This window comes from Devosia sp. 1635 (assembly GCF_013185955.1).
Lineage (GTDB): Bacteria > Pseudomonadota > Alphaproteobacteria > Rhizobiales > Devosiaceae > Devosia.
This window is the reverse complement of the sequence record NZ_JABAOM010000003.1, coordinates 173045-191833: the sequence shown is the minus strand read 5'-3', so window position 1 is coordinate 191833 and position 18789 is coordinate 173045. Positions and strand designations below refer to the sequence as shown.

General features: G+C 66.1%; 15 protein-coding genes, 1 tRNA gene and 1 pseudogene. 8 read left to right on the top strand and 9 right to left on the bottom strand.

Features of this window, described 5'->3' with window-relative positions; all coding sequences use genetic code 11:
* Positions 1–27: 27 nt before the first annotated feature.
* Complete coding sequence (locus HRU92_RS13180; RefSeq protein WP_172121522.1) at positions 28–795, top strand: hypothetical protein; 768 nt, start codon at positions 28–30, stop codon at positions 793–795.
* 130 nt (positions 796–925) lie between these two features.
* Here the strand turns inward: HRU92_RS13180 and HRU92_RS13175 are convergent, their stop codons facing one another.
* From HRU92_RS13175 to HRU92_RS13165, 3 genes are all read right to left on the bottom strand, one after another.
* A complete protein-coding gene (locus HRU92_RS13175) occupies positions 926–2101 on the bottom strand; it encodes a hypothetical protein (protein WP_173088300.1) in 1176 nt (391 codons plus the stop codon).
* Between the two features lie 232 nt (positions 2102–2333).
* The gene (locus HRU92_RS13170; protein WP_172121520.1) at positions 2334–5816 is read right to left on the bottom strand and encodes an AAA family ATPase; all 3483 of its coding nucleotides are present in this window, start codon (positions 5814–5816) and stop codon (positions 2334–2336) included.
* Entirely contained in the window at positions 5816–7084 is a 1269-nt protein-coding gene (locus HRU92_RS13165) for a DNA repair exonuclease (protein WP_173088298.1), read from the bottom strand. The genes HRU92_RS13170 and HRU92_RS13165 overlap by 1 nt, the downstream gene beginning before the upstream one ends.
* A gap of 254 nt (positions 7085–7338) precedes the next feature.
* Between HRU92_RS13165 and HRU92_RS13160 the strand changes: the two genes are divergently transcribed.
* The 4 genes and pseudogenes from HRU92_RS13160 (at position 7339) to HRU92_RS13145 (ending at position 10163) form a co-directional block, all read left to right on the top strand.
* Positions 7339–7539 (top strand): hypothetical protein, encoded by a 201-nt coding sequence (locus HRU92_RS13160; protein ID WP_172121518.1) that lies wholly within the window; start codon positions 7339–7341, stop codon positions 7537–7539.
* Positions 7536–8306, top strand: coding sequence for an exodeoxyribonuclease III (gene xth / locus HRU92_RS13155; RefSeq protein WP_172121517.1), 771 nt, complete (start codon positions 7536–7538; stop codon positions 8304–8306). Before HRU92_RS13160 ends, xth begins: the two co-directional genes overlap by 4 nt.
* 29 nt (positions 8307–8335) lie before the next feature.
* A pseudogene (locus HRU92_RS13150) lies at positions 8336–9066 on the top strand (sulfite exporter TauE/SafE family protein).
* Positions 9067–9179: 113 nt separating this feature from the next.
* Complete coding sequence (locus HRU92_RS13145; RefSeq protein WP_349236649.1) at positions 9180–10163, top strand: zinc-binding alcohol dehydrogenase family protein; 984 nt, start codon at positions 9180–9182, stop codon at positions 10161–10163.
* A 47-nt stretch (positions 10164–10210) separates the two neighbouring features.
* Here the strand turns inward: HRU92_RS13145 and HRU92_RS13140 are convergent.
* The 6 genes from HRU92_RS13140 to hemC all read right to left on the bottom strand — a co-directional run bounded on the left by HRU92_RS13140 (position 10211) and on the right by hemC (position 16382).
* Positions 10211–10286 (bottom strand) — tRNA-Thr (locus HRU92_RS13140).
* A gap of 473 nt (positions 10287–10759) precedes the next feature.
* Positions 10760–11689: a tartrate-resistant acid phosphatase type 5 family protein gene (locus HRU92_RS13135; protein WP_172125520.1), complete on the bottom strand. Its 930-nt coding sequence runs from the start codon at positions 11687–11689 to the stop codon at positions 10760–10762.
* 110 nt (positions 11690–11799) lie between these two features.
* A complete protein-coding gene (locus HRU92_RS20765) occupies positions 11800–13170 on the bottom strand; it encodes a heme biosynthesis HemY N-terminal domain-containing protein (RefSeq protein WP_172125522.1) in 1371 nt (456 codons plus the stop codon).
* Positions 13167–14684, bottom strand: a complete 1518-nt coding sequence (locus HRU92_RS13125; RefSeq protein ID WP_172125524.1) for a hypothetical protein — start codon at positions 14682–14684, stop codon at positions 13167–13169. The genes HRU92_RS20765 and HRU92_RS13125 overlap by 4 nt, the downstream gene beginning before the upstream one ends.
* A 25-nt stretch (positions 14685–14709) precedes the next feature.
* A complete protein-coding gene (locus tag HRU92_RS13120) occupies positions 14710–15444 on the bottom strand; it encodes a uroporphyrinogen-III synthase (protein WP_173088296.1) in 735 nt (244 codons plus the stop codon).
* Entirely contained in the window at positions 15441–16382 is a 942-nt protein-coding gene (gene hemC, locus HRU92_RS13115) for a hydroxymethylbilane synthase (protein ID WP_172125528.1), read from the bottom strand. Before hemC ends, HRU92_RS13120 begins: the two co-directional genes overlap by 4 nt.
* A gap of 78 nt (positions 16383–16460) precedes the next feature.
* Here hemC and tsaD point away from each other — a divergent pair, with 78 nt between their 5' ends.
* The 3 genes from tsaD to HRU92_RS13100 are packed head-to-tail and all read left to right on the top strand — an operon-like array spanning position 16461 to position 18789.
* On the top strand, positions 16461–17516 hold the full coding sequence (tsaD, locus tag HRU92_RS13110) for a tRNA (adenosine(37)-N6)-threonylcarbamoyltransferase complex transferase subunit TsaD (RefSeq protein WP_172125721.1): 1056 nt from the start codon (positions 16461–16463) through the stop codon (positions 17514–17516).
* Positions 17506–18492, top strand: coding sequence for an NAD(P)H-dependent glycerol-3-phosphate dehydrogenase (locus tag HRU92_RS13105; protein WP_172125530.1), 987 nt, complete (start codon positions 17506–17508; stop codon positions 18490–18492). Before tsaD ends, HRU92_RS13105 begins: the two co-directional genes overlap by 11 nt.
* A gap of 3 nt (positions 18493–18495) precedes the next feature.
* Positions 18496–18789 carry a YciI family protein gene (locus HRU92_RS13100; protein ID WP_127754694.1) on the top strand — a complete coding sequence of 98 codons (294 nt, stop codon included), beginning with the start codon at positions 18496–18498 and terminating at the stop codon, positions 18787–18789.

Sequence of the window (18789 nt, the reverse complement as noted above, 5' to 3'; positions counted from 1 at the left end):
CTTGTGTCGGGTGTAAGGGGTGATGTGATGAGTGCGGTAGTCACACCCGTTGCTGGGGGCACTTCCCGTTTTGCGGAAGCGCTTGTCGATCTCTTGGACAGGGTCGAGTACCGGCGGGTGAGCGTAGAGGATCAGCTTGATCCAGTGTATCGGCTTCGTTACGAGGCCTATCGGCGGGAGGAATTCATCCCGTTCAACAGCCAGCAGGTGGTGCGCGACGAGTTCGACGAACTGCCCAATGTTTCCTGTTTCGGGGTGCTTATCGACGGGCGGCTGGTGAGTTCCATCCGCGTCCATCATCTGAGCCGAGACACCCCGGTTTCGCCATCACAATCGGTATTTCCTGACCTCCTCGATCCGTTGATTGCGGACGGGGTGCACATGGTGGATCCCGGCCGGTTCACCGCCGATCACGAAGCGACTCTAGCTTATCCGGCCTTGCCCTTTCTGGCCCTGAGGATCGGGGTGATGGCCGCGCGCCATTATGGCGCTCGCTATTGCCTGTCCTCGGTGAGGCCCGAACACTCCGCCTTTTACCGAAGGGTGTTCAACTCCACGCAGTGGGGCGAGGCTCGGTATTATCACGGGCTGCGCTTCCCGATGGTGCTGATGGTGGCCGATGTGCCGGTGATTTATCCGCCGCTGTTGGAGCGATACCCGTTCTTCATGTCCACCGAAGAAGAGCGGCAGGCGCTGTTCGGCTCGCCCAGCGGCTCGGTAAAGCTGGTCGCTCCCAGCGCCCGCATGGCCCGGCGCATTGCCCAACTCGGCGGCTCAGACGAAGGGGAGCTGTGAGAACCGGGCCCTTGTGGTGCACACAGCCGGGCTAAACTCGCGCACGGGGGAGGGGCGTGTGGTTCCAGACCGATGTCTCAAGCGTCCGGACCCGCCAGGGAGTCTGCGGCAGAGCGGTTACCGGGTTCGCTCAGCCAAGCTCCCGCATCACGTCACCAATCCACGCCAAATTGTCTTGGCGCAGGAAGCCCCAGTTGTAGAAGGCGACTTCTTCAACGCCGCTGTTGCGGAGCGCCTGCACAGCGCCGAGGAATTCGGTTTTGCTCGCAAGGTCGGGATAGGAGGGGCGCAGGATGCCGCGCAGCTTGCCCGCGCCCCTGAGGCGTCGCTGGAGATCGAAAAGGTCGGCGGAAACCCGCTCGGCCGATGCTTCATAAAAGCACGCCTCGATGATTCCAGCCGTTTGCGCCAGCGCGGGCAAATCGCTGCCCTCGTACCAGGCTCCGGCGGTCGGCCGGGCAACAGAGGGGATCACCGAAACCGTTGCATCGGCTCTGACGGCGTCCCGAATTTCACCGACCAAGGAGGTTACGACGCCGCAACGGAAATCCAGAAAGCTCTGGAGCTCGAAGTCTCCCGCCAGGTCGGCTCGCCAGAAGGCTTCCGCCATGTCGGCGGGATAATCGATGCCGCTTTCCAGATAAGCCTCGATGTCGCTGGCAATTTGAGCCTTGAGCCGGCGCGCATCGATGCCGGCTCGCTCAGCGTCGGCGAGGCAATGCTCGCAAAAGCAAAGCCCGAGCAGGTTTTCGAGCCAGGCATTGGACTTCAGGAGGGCAAATTCGTGGTGAAAGCCATGGGCATAAGGCGTCCAGCCGGGTGCTTCGAGGGAAATGCCCGATACCGGATAGCGCTCGGTTACGTCGCTCGCGAGAGCAACAGCATAGGCGCGTGCGTCCGGAGCTGATGGGCAGAGATTGTAGAAATAGGGATCGCCAAAGGCGTTGCGCACGACACTTTCCGGGTGGGCCATCCCCAGCCGCGTATTGTGCAACAGCACCAGCCACACATTGGTAGCCATATCCGAGCGCGTCAGTTCACCAAGGACATCGCCCTCGGCGAGCAGGGAGTTTGCCAGCGGCTGAATTGTGCCATAGCGTGCCGGATCGGCATGGAAATAAACTGTGCCATCCTCGGGAAAATACACCTTGCCCCTGGTGCCACGCGGCCGCAGGAACTTGCCGGCATGATAACTACCGGCCACTGTTACGGTGTCGAGCCCCAGCCGCCGGAATTCGTCAACGGCCGCGGGAACACCAGCCTCCTGGAGGTCCCAGGCATAGGTATAGATGGCTTTGTAGCTCATCGGCGGACCTCGACAGGAATGGCAGGTTAGAGCGCTGGTGCGCTTGGCCGAAACGGCCGGGATGCAGCAATCTGTAACAAACCTACTTTCGTCGTCAAGCAACCGCCGCGAAGGGCCACCTATTCATTCGGTGGCAATGACGAATTTGCCCAAAGAGCTGAGGATAGTTGTAAGTTTCTTACATAAAAGGGCGGCGGGGCACTGGGAATGCACCGAGCGCCCAGTTGAGGCCTCAGGAAGCGATCTGGTGGATGCGCACACCCGGAACCACTTGCTGGGCAATGTCGCAGAGGTGGCGGTGGTGGGTCAGATAGATCACTTGCCCCACAATGGCCATTTGGGCAAAGAGCCGAAACACTTCTTCCGAGCGCGGCTCGTCAAAGGTTTCCATGATGTCGTCGGCGATGAACGGCACAGAAGGGCGCACGGCAGCGAACTCGGCATATCCTGCAAGGCGCAAGGCCAAGTAGAGCTGGAACCGGGTGCCTTTGGACATATCGGTGGCGAGCTTGGAGCCGCCGCCGCGCGCGAGCCCAATGAGCGCTTCCCCGTCCTTTTCAGCGCGGGTGGTGAGGCCCGTATATTCGTTGCGGGTAATCAGCTGGAATGCCTGGGACGCGCGTTGCATCATGGAAGAGCGGTGCTGTTCGCGGTAGGCATGCAAGGCGTGCTCGGCCACAAGCCCTCCCGCGCGGAGGCGCACAAAGCGCAAGGCGAGCTCCTCGATCTGGAGCAACAAGGTGCGCCGTTCCGCTTCGATCCGGGCAACCGCGTCATCGCCGCCAACTGCGGCGAGTCGTTCCTGCGCCATTGATCTTTCAGCGAACAGCATCCGCCGCCGCTCGTCCAAATCCTCAAGCCTGGCGGCAAGCACCGCCGCCGTTTCGTCCAGCGCCGTACGGTCAATATCGGCAAGCCTGTTCAATGCCGTTTCAAGGCTCGACACGTTCATCTCGCCGACAATGCGGGCTGCAAGCTTGGCTTGCTCATGTTCGAGCCGGTCGCGCTCGGCGCACTGCGCCAGGGCTGCCGCTACCCCGGCCAGGTCCTCGGCGGCAAAGAACTCGAGCAGTTCGCCTTTCTTGGCCTCGCAGACCCGCAGCTCTTGCGCCAGGGACCCCAACTCGGCCTGCAGCGCTTCGAGTTCGCCAGCCTTTTCCATGCGGCGTTGCAGGCTCTGGCGGGCTTGGCGGCTCCTTTGGGCAAGGGCTCCAGCCAGTTGCGGGGCTTGTGCAGGCTCGAACGTCTCCTTCAGCTCGTTGTGCAGTTCCGCCACTCGCTCGCGAAAGGCAGCCTGATCGCGCTCCATGGCAGCGATACGATGCTCGGTTTCCTCTCGGTGGCGCAGTTCTGCACCAAGCTCCGCCAAGGCGTCCAGAATTGCCCGCACTGCGCCGGTACTGGGGGCCTGGTCGGCAAACCAGGTTTCTTCCACCGTTCGGTCCCAGCGGTTCTGCCAGTCTGCTTGCTTGCCCAAAGCTGCGTCTCGAACGCGGCGGCGCGCCAGCAGTTCGCGCTCACGCTCACGCAGCAGTTTGTCCGCGCTTTCGCTTGCCGCCTGAGCGGAGGCGACGGCGTTCAAAGCGTTCTCGGCGCTTTGCAGCAGCGCGGGCACACTCAACGCGCTTGTGTCGGCGCCAGTGGCGGTCAGCGCTTGGGCAAGCTCGTCCCGTTCACGGGTAAGTTCAGCGCGCGTGTCGCTGAGCGCGGCGGTTGCGCCGTCCAGCGTCGCCAGCGCAGCGCGAGCGCGCTCGACCCCCGTGCGCCAATTGTCGATGTCGTCCAGCAATTGGCGTGTGGCGGTGTCGGCGAGTTGATCCAGGTCAGCGGGCAGGCTGGCGCGGGGGGCCGAGCGCAGCGTTTCGAGTTCTGCTGCCGCTTCCTCCAGCTGTGCTTCTTCCTGGGCCAGGCGCGCCTCGGTGGAAGTGAGTTCAGCCGAAAGGCTGCGCATCTCCACCGTAGCCTGCGCGTTGGCGATGCGGGCGTCAGTCATTTGGTCGGCGGCCGTCATGGTAGCCGCAAATTGCAGAGCGCTGTCGCGGTCGAGTTGCTCCAGATGGCGGCCCCAGGCGGCATCGCGTTCGGCCCGCAGGTTTGCAGCCTCGGTATCGTCGATCGCTCCGGCAGCCCGCAAATGCTTGATGCGATTAAGCTGTTCAGTTTGGCGCGCCAGCAGTTCCCGCTGGTTCTCCCGGTGCCTTGTTGCGCGTGCCTCCGCTTCGCTGATGCCGCTCCGCCATTGGCTGATTTGCGCGACTGTTGGCAATGTGAGGCCAGCCAGATCATCAGCAGTGCCGGACCAGGGCAGCAAGGCAGCCATCGCGCCATCGAACTCCCGTTGCAGCCGCGGGAGCTCTCTGGCATGGATCCGCTCACGGGCGCTAAGGTCGCTTTGGCGCGCGGCGGCGATGCCGGCTTGCAGATTGGCTAGAGTCGATGGATCTAAGCTTGGCCGCTTGGCAAGCAAGGCTTGTTGCTCCTGCTCGGCCGCCTCGAAGGCAAGTTGAGCTGCGGTGACTTCCTGCTCGGCCGTCGCGAGCAGCGCGTCGATACCGGAGCGCTGCTCGATCAGGTCGCGCAGGGTTCCGGCAACCGGCGCCGGGATGAGGAGGGCGCGGGCGTCGGCTTGGTCCGCCCGCCCAAGTGAGCGGGTAATGGCGGAGATGCGGGCCTGTTGCTCCAGCAAGGTCTGGCGCCGCTTAGGCAAGTCGTCTTCGGCGGTGCGAAAGCGGGCCGCGGCATCGGCAAGTGCCTCGATGGGCTCGGCGAGAGCCAGCACGGCCCCGTCCACTGCAATGGCCTCGATCTCGGCACGAAGGCGCTTGGCGCGGCCTTCCAGTTCGGCATTGCGCGTTTGAAGCCGGGTTTCATCGTGCATCAGGCCTGGCAGTTCCTGGCCCCAATGGGCGGGCGGGCGGGGAAGATCCTCCAACTTGGCGAGCGTCTCGGTCAGGCGAGCGTGATCCTGGGCGAGGGGGAATGCGCGTGCAATGCGGCTTAGAGCTTCATGCTCAGCCCGGGCGCGCCCAAGTTCACTGCTGATCTCTTCGTACGCCCTGGTCGCCCGGTCCAGTTCGGCGACAAGGGCGTTGTGGGCGGAAGCCTGCACATCAATCTGGTCCCGCTTCGTTTTCAGCTCGGCAAGTTGGCGCTTGTGGACGGCAATCTGGGTGGAGCTGGCGCTTTTGCGGTAAATCCCGTCCGCTTCCGCCTTGAGGCCTTCAAGAATGCGGCCGATATCGGCAAGGCCCGTGCTCGCCGAAAACAGCAGCTCTCCCAGATCGCCCCGGCTTTCCAGAATGGCGTTGCCGCCATCTTCGAGGGTTTGATCATCGAGCGAGAACATCATCCGATAGGCGTCGCGGGTAAGGCCCGCTAGGGGCGTGCTCAGCAGCGCCTCGGTGACAGGCTGGCCCCGGTTGTCGCGCAGCGAATTGGCGCGCCCCTTGACGCGGCGAAGGGCGTGATTTTCGTCGTTGAATTCCAAAACCCCCCCAATTTCCATGGACGGATAGGGGTGGAGAAAATTGTAGCGGCTGCGCTCCTCGATGCCGAACAGCAGGTCGAGATAGGCCGAAAGCGAGGTGGATTTCCCCGCTTCATTGAGCCCATAGATGATGTGCAGGTCGGGCGTTCCGGGCTCATGAGCGCCGAAATCCAGCGAAAAATCGGTGAACTTGCCATAGCGAAGCAGATCGAGCCGGCGCAGGCGCATTAATCGGCCCCGGCTTCGCTTTGACGCAAACGGGCGACCACGTCCTCACTGCCTTCGCTCAGCACCTGATCGATAAAGGCTTCGAAACCTGCTTCGTCATCGCCGGCAAAGCGCCGCGCTTCGGGTGGCAAGCTGTCGCGCACATCCTTGACCAGTTGCCGGAGGGTTTCGCGGACGCTGTGCTGGCCGATGCTTTGGGTGCGCATGAGGTCACCCAGTTCGAGCACGGGATCGGCCGAAGGACGGATTTCGGCTGTGTTTGGGGAGGTGGTGGCCAGCTCGATCTTTTCGATCCAGGTTTGACCAAGTTCCTCGAGGCGCTGCTCAATTTCGGTGAGGAGCAAGTCGCGATCGCGGCGCATGCGCCAGCTCAGGGGCGTTTCACCAGCCAGCTTGAGGCGCAGCACCAGATGGGGCGCTGCGGTGGCGGCGCGTAAGGCGGCGACGCTGCTTTCAAGCGCGTCGATGACTTCGCGCCAGGATTGCTGGCCCGAAAGATCAACCGCGAGCCGCTCGAACTGGGCGATGCTGGTTAGCCGCTCCTCGACTGTTACCGAGCGATCATCGGCGATGGTCACCAGCGATACGGTTTTAGGGCCAGCCTCGTTGATGTCGCGGCCCTGGGGCATTCCGGGCATGATGACATGCCGGTCGCCGGGGTGATGGGCGCGGGCGTGGACATGGCCTAAGGCCCAGTAATCAAAGCCCCATTCCTGCAGGTCGGCGAGGCTGCAGGGGGCGTAGTTGTCGTGGCCCGGGGCGCCGGCGAGGCTGGTATGCATGATGCCGATATGGGCGGTGTCGGGGGAGGGGGCGCGGAACTTCGGCAGCAGGCTTTCGGGGGCGTGCGGACGCGAAAAGCTCAATCCATGCAATGAGATATCGAGGGCGCCGCGGCGCAGGGTGATTGTTTCGGCGCGGCTGCCGAAGATCTTGACGCTGTCGGGCAGGATCAGTTCCTGGGTGATCTTGGACAGTGCGTCGTGGTTGCCGCGGACGATGAAGACCGCGATGTCGGCTTCGTGCAGGCGGCCAAGTTGGGTGGCGATGAAGCGGGCGGTCTTCATCGAGGTCTGGTCGCCGTCATAAAGATCGCCCGCGATCACGAGGGCGTCGACCGCTTCGGCAAGGCAAAGATCGACAATGGAAACAAGCGCTTGGCGGGTCGCGTCGCCGACCAGTTGCCCCAGATCGGCATTGCGTAATGCCAGGGAGCGGAGGGGGGAATCGAGGTGAATATCGGCGGTGTGGACGAAGCGGAAGGGCATGAAAGGGAGCTCGTCGGAGGGGCGCGGCGCGTGGGCACTATACTTAACAATGTCATGCCAGAGGGGCGAGGTATATCGCAAGCGCGTGGGATGGGCGGATTTAGAACAAGGGAAATGCGGCAGCACGATAGCGTTGCAAACCTTCCTGCCGCGGTTCCGCCACAAAGATGAACGGACTATGAACGGGTCAATCGCGGGAACAAAGTGGAGCTTGGCTCCATTGGGTGAGCACGCCCAAGCAGGGAGCCAAGGTCATGAGTTTTCCACCCATCGATCCCAGCCCGACCGCGCCTGATCCGGGGCCGGTGCCGCCGATCTTTCCGCGCCCGATCGATGATGCGCCAAAAGAAGGTGACCTGCCGGTGCCCGATCCAACCAATCCCAATGACAATCCGGAGCCTGGGCCTACCATGCCGCCGGAGCGCTCGCCATTTCCGGACAGTGCCGGCGGGTGAAGATCGCGACCTTCAACGTCAACGGCATCAATGGACGGCTTGCCGTGCTGCTGCGCTGGCTCGAGGAAGCGGCGCCCGATGTGGTGTGCCTGCAAGAACTCAAGGCGCCAGATGAGCGGTTCCCCCGCAAGGAAATCGAACAGGCAGGCTATGGCGCCATCTGGCTGGGCCAAAAAAGCTGGAACGGGGTGGCGCTGCTGGCGCGGGGCACCGAGCCGGTGGAAACCCGGCGTGGACTCGTGGCCGATGCCGAAGATCAGCACAGCCGTTACATCGAGGGGGCGGTCAATGGCGTGCTGGTGGGCTGCCTTTACCTGCCCAATGGCAATCCGGCGCCGGGGCCGAAATGGGACTATAAATTGCGCTGGTTCGAGCGCTTTTCCCGACATGCAGGCGAGCTGATCGCAGCCGATATCCCCGCCGTGCTGGCGGGGGACTATAATGTGATGCCCACCGAACTCGATGTGTACAAGCCCGAGCGCTGGACCAAGGACGCGCTGTTTCGCCCCGAAGTGCGCGCCGCCTATCAGGGCCTGCTCGAGCAGGGCTGGACCGATGCCCTGCGCACCATGCATCCGGGCGAGCGGATCTATACGTTCTGGGATTATTTCCGCAACGCCTATGAGCGCGATGCCGGCTTGCGGCTCGACCATCTGCTGGTGGCGCCAGCCCTGGCCGACCGGCTGGAAGACGCCGGCGTTGATCGGAACGTGCGCGGCTGGGACAAGGCGAGCGACCATGCGCCAACCTGGATCGTGCTGCGCTAGGCGTTTCGGAGGGCTAAGGGGGCACAGCCATGAGCCAGGAACTGCTGATCTTCATCGTGATAGGTTTTGCGCCCAGATTGTTGACGGGGCGCTGGGCATGGCCTTTGGCGTGATCTGCACCACGGCCCTGCTGTCTATCGGCCTGCCGCCGGCAGCGGCAAGCGCGCTGACGCATGTGACCGAAATCTTCACCACCGCCGCTTCGGGCGCCTCGCATGCCTATCATCGCAATGTGGACTGGAAACTGGTGGCCTGGCTGGCGCCGGCGGGCATGATCGGCGGTGCGATCGGCGCCTATCTGCTGTCCAGCATCGATGCGAGTTTCATGGAGCCGCTGGTGTCGATCTATCTGATCGGCTTTGGGTTCTACATTCTCTACAAGGCGTTCCGTCAATTCCAGCCGCGCCAGGTGAGCGACAAGCTGGTGCCCGGGATCGGGCTGGGGGGCGGGCTGCTCGACGCCATGGGCGGGGGCGGCTGGGGGCCGATCGTCACCTCGTCGCTGGTGGGGCGGGGGCATGATCCCAAAAAGGTCATCGGCTCCACCAGCCTGTCGGAATTTTTGGTGACGGTGACGATCTCGCTCACCTTTGTTTTGACGCTGGGCTGGACCCAGTTCAACGCCGCTATCGGCCTCATCATTGGCGGCGTGCTGGCGGCGCCGATCGGCGCCCTCCTCGTCAAACGCCTGCCACTGCGCCCGTTGATGGTGGGCGTGGGAGCGGTGATCATCGGGACGTCGGTGTATCGGTTTTTGTAGGCGTCTGGCCGTAAACAGCCGGCGAACGGTGCTTTCGCGGCTGGGTGCTTGACCCGATGCGGTGCGCGGCTTCCCCTTGCGGCGACGGCGAGGACCGTTGGGGGAGCAGCAAAGTGGCGGCAGGGGTGATGCGGGCGGCGGTGGTGCGGGCGCCGGGCGGGGCCGAGGTGTTGAGGATCGAGGAGCGGCCGATCCCCCAAGCCAAGGACGGCGAGGTTTTGATCCGCGTCCGCGCGTTTGGCGTCAACCGGTCCGAGCTTTACACAAGGCAGGGCCATTCGCCGGGCGTTTCCTTCCCCCGCATTCTGGGGATCGAAGCGGTGGGGGAAGTGGCCGAGGCTCCCGGCGGCGATTTGCGCGTTGGAGAGCGCGTCGCTACCGTCATGGGTGGCATGGGGCGGCAGTTCGATGGCGGCTATGCGCAATATTGCGTTGTTCCGGCCCGCCAGGTGCGGCGGGTCGAGACCTATTTGCCCTGGGAAGTGCTGGGGGCGCTGCCCGAAATGGGGCAAACGGCCTGGGGCGCGTTGTTCAAGGGGCTGCGCCTGCAGCAAGGCGAGCGGCTGTTGATCCGCGGCGGCACCACGTCGGTGGGGCTCACCGCCGCGAGCCTTGCCGCGCGGTTCGGAGCGGAGGTGATCGCCACCACAAGGCGCGAGGACCGGCGCGACCTGCTCGAGCGCTTCGGGACCCACCAGGTGATGATCGATGACGGCGAGATCGCCCCGGCCATTCGCGCCCAGTGGCCCGAGGGGGTGCACAAGGTGCTCGAATTGGTGGGCACGACAACGCTGCGCGATTCGCTGGCCTGCGCCGCCGAAGGGGGCATTGTGTGCTCAACCGGCTTGGTGGGCGACGCCTGGACGCTGCCCAATTTCGAGCCGATGATCGACGTTCCCCATCTGGTTGGTTTGTCGACCTATGCCGGTCGGGTGGAGGAATTTTTGGAGATGCCGCTCAATGAGATGGCGGAGGACGTGGCGGCCGGGAGACTGCTGCTGCCGCTCGGACCCCGGTTTACGCTTGAGCAGATCGCTGAAGCGCATCGCTGCATGGAGGAAAACCGGGCGGGCGGGAAAGTCGTGGTGGTGACCTGAGGGGGCGTCGCAGGGGCGCCGTGGCCGGCTATCATCAGGTGGGGAAGTGGTGCCGCTTGCGTGACTCGAACACGCGACCCCATCATTACGAATGATGTGCTCTACCAACTGAGCTAAAGCGGCAACGCAGGCGGAGATAGCAGGGGGCGCGGGGGTTTGCAAGGGTTGCTGCGTGGGGGGCGGGCAGGATCTGTGCGCGGCCGTGTTGCGGCGTTGCAGCAGCGGGGCGGGGTGGACGGGGGGACTTCTTGCTTCCTGCTTCTCTCAGGAGGGGACGGTGGGACTGGGGGATGGCTCGGGGCCAAACGGCCCCCTCCCCGGCCCTCCCCGCGAGGGGGAGGGTGGGGATCGGGGCTTTCGTCGCGTTTTGCTTCAGTAAGGCCCTGTGGCGGAGGCGGCGGCCCTCGTGGGGTGTTGAGGGAACCCCCTCCCTTGATCCCTCCCCACAAGGGGGAGGGTTTCGCCTGCGGCTCTGGTGGAAAAGGGAGTTTTTGGATGGTGCGGAGGCAGGGCGGATACCATCCCGGACAGCCGCTCGAGCAAGGCCCCCAGGCGAAGAGCGAGGGTCGAGGGTTGCGTTGCAGTGACCAAAAAAATCAGGCGGGGATGGTGGCTTGGTGGAGGGGGGTGCCGGTTTGGTCGATGAAGGTGATCTCGAGGCGGTCGCGGGCGAGGGTTGCGGATAGAAAGCCGAGGGATGCGGCGGCAAAGCCTGGGGGCTCGACGGGGGTGACGGGGCGCTGTTCGGCGCCGCCGCCGCTGGTGAGGAAATGGATGCCGTCGCGTTCGGCGTGTTCCAGATTGTGGTCGTGGCCGTTGAGATAGATTTGGACGCGGTGGCGTTGCAGGATGGGGAGGACGCCTTCGACGAGGGCAGGGCTATCGCCATGGGCGCCGTGGGAAAATACGGGATGGTGCCCGACCACGATCTTCCAGCGGGCGGTGCTGGCGCCCAGCATCGTATCGAGCCAATCGAGCTGGGCGCGGGCGGCGGCGCCGGTGAAAAACCAGCGATTGGCGAAGTTGAGGTTCACAAGGCCCGTGGTGTCGAGGAAAAAGAAATCGGCGCCAGTGCCGTCGATGAGGCGGTATTGCTCGACATAATAGCGGGCGGGCAGGGTCCAGCGGTCGCTGCGCAGGGCATAGGCGAGCTCGGCATCGGGCTGGCCGCCGTAATCGTGATTGCCGAGCACCACATACCAGGGCACCTGGAGGGCCGGATCGGCATAGATGGTTTCAAAGGCCGCCTGCCAGAGCGGATCGGCGGTGTCGGCGACGCCGCGATCATAGAAATTGTCGCCGGTGGAAATGATGAAGGCGGCGGCGCGGGTTCTGGCTTCCTGCGCCAGTTGGGCGGCGACGGTGGTGGCATCGGCGAGGGCGCGGGGCTGGCCCCAATCCCCCAGAGCGAGGAAAGACAGGGTCGCGGGAGCGGGCGGCGCGGCTGCGCGGGCGGGGCCGAATAGCCAGGGAAGCGTGGCAAGGGCACCGGCGCCCCCAAGGAACTGACGCCGCGATGCACTCATAAGCCCGATGCTCCCATGGGGCGGGCCCATCAAGCCCCGACTGACGTCGGAGCGGGGCGGCGCCGGGAGGCCATCCTCAGCCCCGATCTGGGCGGGACGGTGGCGGTCGCTTACTGGCTCGCGGGTTGGGGCAGGGGCAGGGGATCGGCGGCGACGGCGGGCAATTGGCTCGGTGCGGTTTCAACGGTCGGGCGGTGCACGGCGGTGACGGGCACTTTCCATTCAAAGGCGTCGAGGCGGCCCGAAACGGGGGAAATGGGCTCCCATTCGTCTGAGGTGATGCCATCGGCGGTCCAAACCGGATCGCGCGGGGCGCGCACGGCGCGAGCGAGCCATTCGCGCGCCTTGCCCTGATCGCCATTCTGGCCTTCCTCGATTTCGGCCATGAGGGTGCAAACGCCCTGGGTGGCATCGGGGCCGTTGAAGGGGGCAAGGGCATTGCGGGCCAGCGGCCAGTCATAGGCATCGATGGCGGCGCGGGCGAGCACCATGGCGGCGGCGCGGGTGGTGGGCGGGGTTTCGATGAGTTCGCGCACGCGCTTGAGGCGCTCGAGCGCGGAAGCGCCGGGCTGGGCGTGGGCGTAAAGGGCGGCGGCATCGGGGTGGCCGGTGGCGCGCCAGATGCGGCGCAAGAGGCTCATGGCCTTGCGGGTTTCGCCGCGGTTGATGTGGATGCGCGCGGCAATGAGGGCGGCGGGCACGAAATCGGGCAGGAGCTTGAGGGCGGTCAGCGCATGGTCGAGCGCGAGCAGGGGATCGGAGTTTTCCGCTTCGCGGGCGCGGGCGGTTTCGATCACGGCCTGGCGGCGGCGCTTGACAGCGCGTTCCTCCCTATTGGCGACGGGCTCGGCATTGACCATGGCCACGGCTTCCGCCCATTGGCCGTTGCGGGTGAGATCATCGAACACGGCGGAGGCCGCCCAGCCGCTGGCGGGCGCGAGGGCAAGGGTTTTGCGGGCAAAGGTGAGGGCGGCGTCCGAGCGGTTCTGGGCGCGGGCCTGGTCGTAAAGGCCGGTCAGGGCCGCCACGGCGGTTTTTTCGCTGGCGATGAGGGCACGGTAATGCTCGCGGGCGGCGGACATGTCCCCGAGCGCGAGATCGGCGCGCGCTTCGAGCAGCTGGGCGGCGGCATTGCCGGGCAGGCGCGCCTGGGCTTCGCGCGCCAGGGAGCGGGCGCGGGCGGGATCACCGGACTGCAGGGCGATAAAGGCGTCCGACAGTGCGTCGACACCCTGCTCCTTGCGGCGTTCGCGACCCCGGCGGGCGAGGGAGCCGGGGGTGGCCAGGACGCGGCTGACGATCGACCAGACGAGGATGATGAGCGCGGCCACCAAGAGCAGCATGAAGATGGCGGCGCCCAACTGGGGCTGCATGCGATAGCCCGCGACTTCAAGGGTCAGCGTGCCGGGCAAGGCGATCAGCCAGGCGATGCCGGCGGTGATCAGGAGGCTCGCGACAATCCAGGAGGCAAGTCGGATCATGATGCGGCCTCGCCACTCAGCGCCTGGGCCCGCAGGGTATCAAGGAAGCGGGCCGCTTCCGCTTCGGTTGCAACCAGGGTTGGCACGTCGCCCGCGGCGGCGCGCATCGGCTCGGGCAGTTGGGCAAAGAGCGCCTCGGCGGCGGCCCAATCGCGACGGGCGATCGCGGCTTCGAGGCGCGTGACGATGGCTTCGGGGTCATCGCCTTCACGCTCGCCCACCGGACGGATGGCGACGGCGGAGCGCAGCCAATCCAGCGCGCCCTCGGCCCAGCCGGCCTGTGGGTCGGCGGGGCGGCCGGCGAGAATGGCGGGCAAAACCTCGTTGAAGCGCTGCGCCACCTGATCGGGGCGGGCAATACCGGTGGCAGCGCCGTTGGCAATGGGCAGCGGGATGGAGACGGCCGGCAGCGCGGCGCGCAGGGCACCCAGCTCGGCCTCATAGGGGCGACCGGTGCTGAAAGCGGCTTCGAGGCCCGAAAGGATCAGGGGCAGCTGCAGCACGGCGCCGATATCCTCGGGCTGGCCGGCGAGGGTCGCGGTGGTTTGCGCGACGGCGGTGTCGAGATTGCGCAGATTGGCTTCGGTGGTGCCGAGGCGCGCGGCCAGTTCGTCAACGCGCGGCGGCAGGGCGTTGAGTTGGTCGACCTGGGCCGGGAGCGTTTCAAGCTGGGCAACCTGCGCCGGAAGGGCGCTGAGCTGTTCGACCTGAGCGGGCAGGGCACTAAGTTGCTCGACCTGCTGGGGTAGGGTGCTGAGCTGGTCCACCCGATCGGCGAGGCCAGCAAGGTCAGTGCGGAGCGCCTCGAGGGCGGCCGGATCGGCCGGAACTGCAGCGCCAGGGGGTGCAGCAGGCGCTCCGGGAGCAGCGGCGGGAGCGGCGGGGCGGGCGTCGAGTTCGTCGATCCGGGTCTGGAGGGCGGCGATCTGGGTTTCGATGCCGCTCAGGTCCACCGGTGCCGCAGCGGGTTCGGGGGCGGCCGGCTCGGCCGTTTCCAGTTCGGCAATGCGGCTGTGGAGCGCTGCCAGCTCGGCCTGGGTGGTTTGGGTGACGGTTTCGAGCTCGGGAATGGCGCTGGCGAACTGGGCGAGACGCGGATCCTCGGGCGCCGGCGGGGGCGTGGGCAGATCGGGGGTGGGCCAGAGGCCGGCAAAGGCGAGGCCATAAGCGGCGGCAAGGCCGAGCAGGCCCCCGCCAACAACAGCGCCGGCCGTGGCGCCGGTGCGGGAACCCGACCCGGCCGTTGTGGGGGCAGGAGCCGCGTCGCGGGACGAGCCCAAGGGCGAGGACTTGGACGAGGATTTGGGCGTCGGGCCGGGTTGGGGCCGCTCAGCCTTGCCGCTGTCGCTGTCACCGGGGCGCGCCTTGAGGTCGAGCACGGGCGGCTTCACAGGCCCGGTGCGGGTTTCGGCCGGCTTGCTGTCCTGGGGCGCAGCGTTGGGGGAGCCGGCATCCTTGGCTGCGGGATCGGCCGGATTGGCAGTGCCGTTCTTGGGGTCGGTATCGTCGGCCATCAGCAGGCTCCCTGTGGTTGTCCGATCATGGCGCAGTTTGCTCGCGGGTGAAAGCCAGGGCCAGGGCCATCATGGCTTCTTCACTCGGATGATCAGCCAGCCCGATGCGGTTGAAATGGGCCGAGATCAAGGGCTCGGCCACGGCTTCCGAAAGACACAGCATGGTGGAGGCGCTGCGCTCCTTGTGGTCGAGCTTGCCTTCGAGCAGCTCAACGAAGATTTCGGCGGTGCGCCGGGAATAAAGCAGCGCCGCATCGATGCTGCCATCGGCAAGCTGCCTGATCACCGGCTCGGGCAGGGCATCCACCGCGACCATGTCATAAACGCGGGTGGTCACCACCATGAGCCCGAACGGGGCCAAGGACTTGCCGAGGTCGTGGCTCATATGCTTGCCGGCGGGATAAAACACCGGACCATCAAGGCGCGCGCGCACCAGGGCATTAACCAGCTCGGTTGCGGTGCCATCGGCACTGACCACGTCGGTGCAGCCCATCTGGCGGGCTTCCCAGGCGGTGCGGTCGCCCACGGCAAAGACGGGCAGGTGAATATAGTGCTCGAGGGCACCCCGATCGTCGAGGGCACGCAGGGCATTGGCCGAGGTGACGGCCATGGCGGCAAAGCCATCCTGCGGCGGCAGGCTGGAATCAAGGGTCAGCCGGGTCATCAGCGGGGCAACGAGCCCGATTATTCCTAGCGCTTCGAGCCGCAGCAGGGTGGATTGCGCATCGGGCTCGGGGCGGGTGACGAGCATGGTGGTCATGAGCGGGCCCATTGCGCGAGCCATTCAGTGCCGGCCTGGGCGACGAGGTCTTCGCCCACGGCGCGGCCAAGCTCGGCCGTATCGGTGCCGGTGGCGGCGCTGTCAAAGGCCATGGTGCCATCAAGGCTGAGAATCTGGCCCTTGAGGGTCAAGGTGGTCCCATCCCAGACGGTGCGCGCGCCAACAGGTGTGCGGCAGGAGCCATCGAGCACGGCGAGCATGGCGCGTTCGGCCTCGACGGCGCGGTGGGTGGTGAGGTGATCGAGTGGGGCAACGAGCTCGGCCGCGCGCGCATCGTCGCTGCGCACGGCTACGCCGATGGCGCCCTGGGCGGGGGCGGGCATGTAGATATCGGGATCAAGCAGCGCGGTGGCGCGATGGGTTTCGCCCAGGCGGTTGAGACCGGCAAGGGCCAGCATGGTGGCATCGGCGATGCCATTGGTGAGCTTTTCGAGCCGGGTGCCGACATTGCCGCGGAAGGGGACAATGTCGAGATCGGGACGCTGGCGCAGCACCTGGGCGGCGCGGCGAATGGAGGAGGTGCCGAATTTGGCGCCTTCGGGCAGGGCATCGATGCCGGCATAATGGACCGAGATGAAGGCGTCGCGCACATCCTCGCGCTCGAGGAAGGCGGCGATGCGGATGCCCGGGGGCAGGCGCGTCGCCACATCCTTGGAGGAATGCACGCCGATATCGACGCGGCCATCGAGCATGGCGTCGTCGATCTCCTTGGTAAAAAGCCCCTTGCCACCGATATCGAGCAGGCTGCGATTGGTGGCCTGGGTGCGGTCACCGGCGGTGGAGATGACTTCGATGGCGATCTCCTCCTCGGGAATATGGTGCAGCGCGCCCAGCCGGCTGCGCACCAGACGCGCCTGGGTGAGCGCCAGCGGGGAGCCGCGGGTACCGATCCGGAGGAAGAACTGGGACGATTGCAATTTCTTGGCGTCCTATAGTAGGCAGAAGCTCCCGAGGGAGTAGACCAGTTCAACGTGACCGGGCAAGCGCAAGCGACCATATTGGGCATAGAGACCAGCTGCGACGAAACCGCCGCAGCCGTGGTTGTGCGCGAGCAATCCGGCAAGGGCGTCATTCGTTCCAATGTCGTGCGCTCGCAACTGGATGAACATGCAGCCTTTGGCGGGGTCGTGCCCGAACTGGCGGCGCGGGCGCATGTGACCTATCTCGACCACATCATTGCGCAGGCCTGCCGCGAGGCGGGAATAGCGCTCGATGAGGTGGATGCCATTGCGGCAACGGCCGGGCCGGGCCTGATCGGGGGCGTGCTGGTGGGGCTGACCACCGGCAAGGCGCTGGCCGCCGCGCTGGGCAAGCCTTTCTTGGCGGTCAATCACCTCGAAGCCCATGCGCTGACGGCGCGGCTGACCAATGGGGTGCAGTTTCCTTATCTGATGCTGCTGGTGTCCGGCGGGCACAGCCAGTTCGTGCTGGTGCGGGGCGTCGGCGATTATGAGCGCTGGGGCACGACCATCGACGATGCGCTGGGGGAGGCCTTCGACAAGGTGGCCAAGCTCCTCAGCCTTGGTCATCCCGGCGGCCCGGCGGTGGAGCAAACGGCGCTCGCGGGCGATCCCAAGCGGTTCCGCTTTCCCCGGCCACTGCTGCGCGAAGCGCGGCTCGATTTTTCCTTTTCCGGGCTCAAGACCGCGGTGCGGCTGCAGGCCGAAGCGCTGGCGCCGCTGAGCGACCAGGATGTGGCCGACATTGCCGCGAGCTTTCAGGCCGCGGTGGCCGAGGTGGTCGCAGTGCGGGCGGGACAGGCGCTGGAGCGGTTTGCGGCCGAGTTGCCGAGTGCCCCGCCGGTGCTGGTGGTAGCGGGGGGCGTGGCAGCCAATCGCAGCATCGCCGCGGCACTGGACGCGGTTTGCCGCAAGGCGGGGGCGCAGCTGGTGGTGCCGCCGATTGCGCTGTGCACCGATAACGGGGCGATGGTGGCTTGGGCCGGGGCGGAGCGGTTTGCGCTGGGCGTGCGCGACGGGCTTGATGCGGTAGCGCGTCCGCGCTGGCCGCTGGATCTGCCCGACATGAAGGTGACGCCCGATGCGGCTTGAAACAGCCCTGGTGGTCGGGGGCGGCGCCTGGGGCACGGCCCTGGCGCAGGCCGCCGCCATGGCGGGTCGTGGCGTGACGCTCCTCGTGCGGGACGCGGCGCAGGCCGAGGAAATCAACAGCGCCCACACCAATGGGCGTTACCTGGGCGAGCAGGCGCTGCTGCCCGGATTGCGGGCAGTGATGACCGCCCAGCCGGCAGACTTTGTGATCATGGCTGTGCCGGCGCAGGCGACCCGCGCCGCCTTGCGCGGGCTGGATCCCGCGCTGCTCGCGGGCAAGCCGGTGGTGCTGAGTGCAAAAGGGCTGGAAGCGGGGAGCCTGCAGCGGCAAAGCGAGGTTTTGCTGGAGGTGGCGCCCGAGGCGGTGCCGTTCGTGCTGTCGGGCCCCAGCTTTGCTGCCGATGTGGCGGCGGGGCGCCCGACCGCGGTGACGCTGGCGGGGGATGATGCGGGGGACAGCTCGGCGCTGTCCGCAGCGCTGGCCGGCCCGCATTTTCGCCCCTATGCGGCCGATGACCGGATCGGGGTCGAGGTGGCGGGCGCGCTCAAGAATATTTATGCGCTGGCTTGTGGCGCTGTCGAGGGCGCGGGGCTGGGGTTGTCGGCGCGTTCGGCGCTGATCGCGCGCGCTTATGCCGAAATGTCGCGGCTGGTCGTGGGCATGGGCGGCTCGACCCGCACGCTGACCGGCTTGGCTGGATTGGGCGATCTCTGTCTGACCTGCACCTCGCCGCAATCGCGCAATTACCTCTTCGGCATTGCCCTGGGGCAGGGACGCACGGTCGCCGAAATCAAGGGGGCGGGCGCCAAGCTGGCCGAAGGGGTGGCAACGACGCCCGTCGCGGCAGCGCTGGCGCGGCGGCTGGGTGTCGATGCGCCGCTGGTGGATGCGGTGGACCAGGTGCTCAATCAACACGCCGGAATTGAAGATGTGGTGGCGGGCCTGATGTCCCGGCCGCTCAAACGAGAGGACTGAACTATGCTTTACGCCATGATCGCCAAGGACAAGCCGGGTACGATGGAGCAGCGGCTCGCGACGCGCCCGGTGCATCTGGAGCATCTGGAGAGCCTTGGGCAGACCCTGCGGCTCGCCGGTGCCCTGCTCGATGAAGCCGGCCAGCCCGAGGGCTCGCTGATGGTGGTGGAAGCCGAGAGCCTCGAGGCCGCCACGGCGATGTTCATGGCCGATCCCTTCATCAAGGCGGGGATTTTCGGCAGCTACGAGATCAAGCCCTGGCGCGTGGCGTTCGACCACATGTCGCCCAAGGCCTGA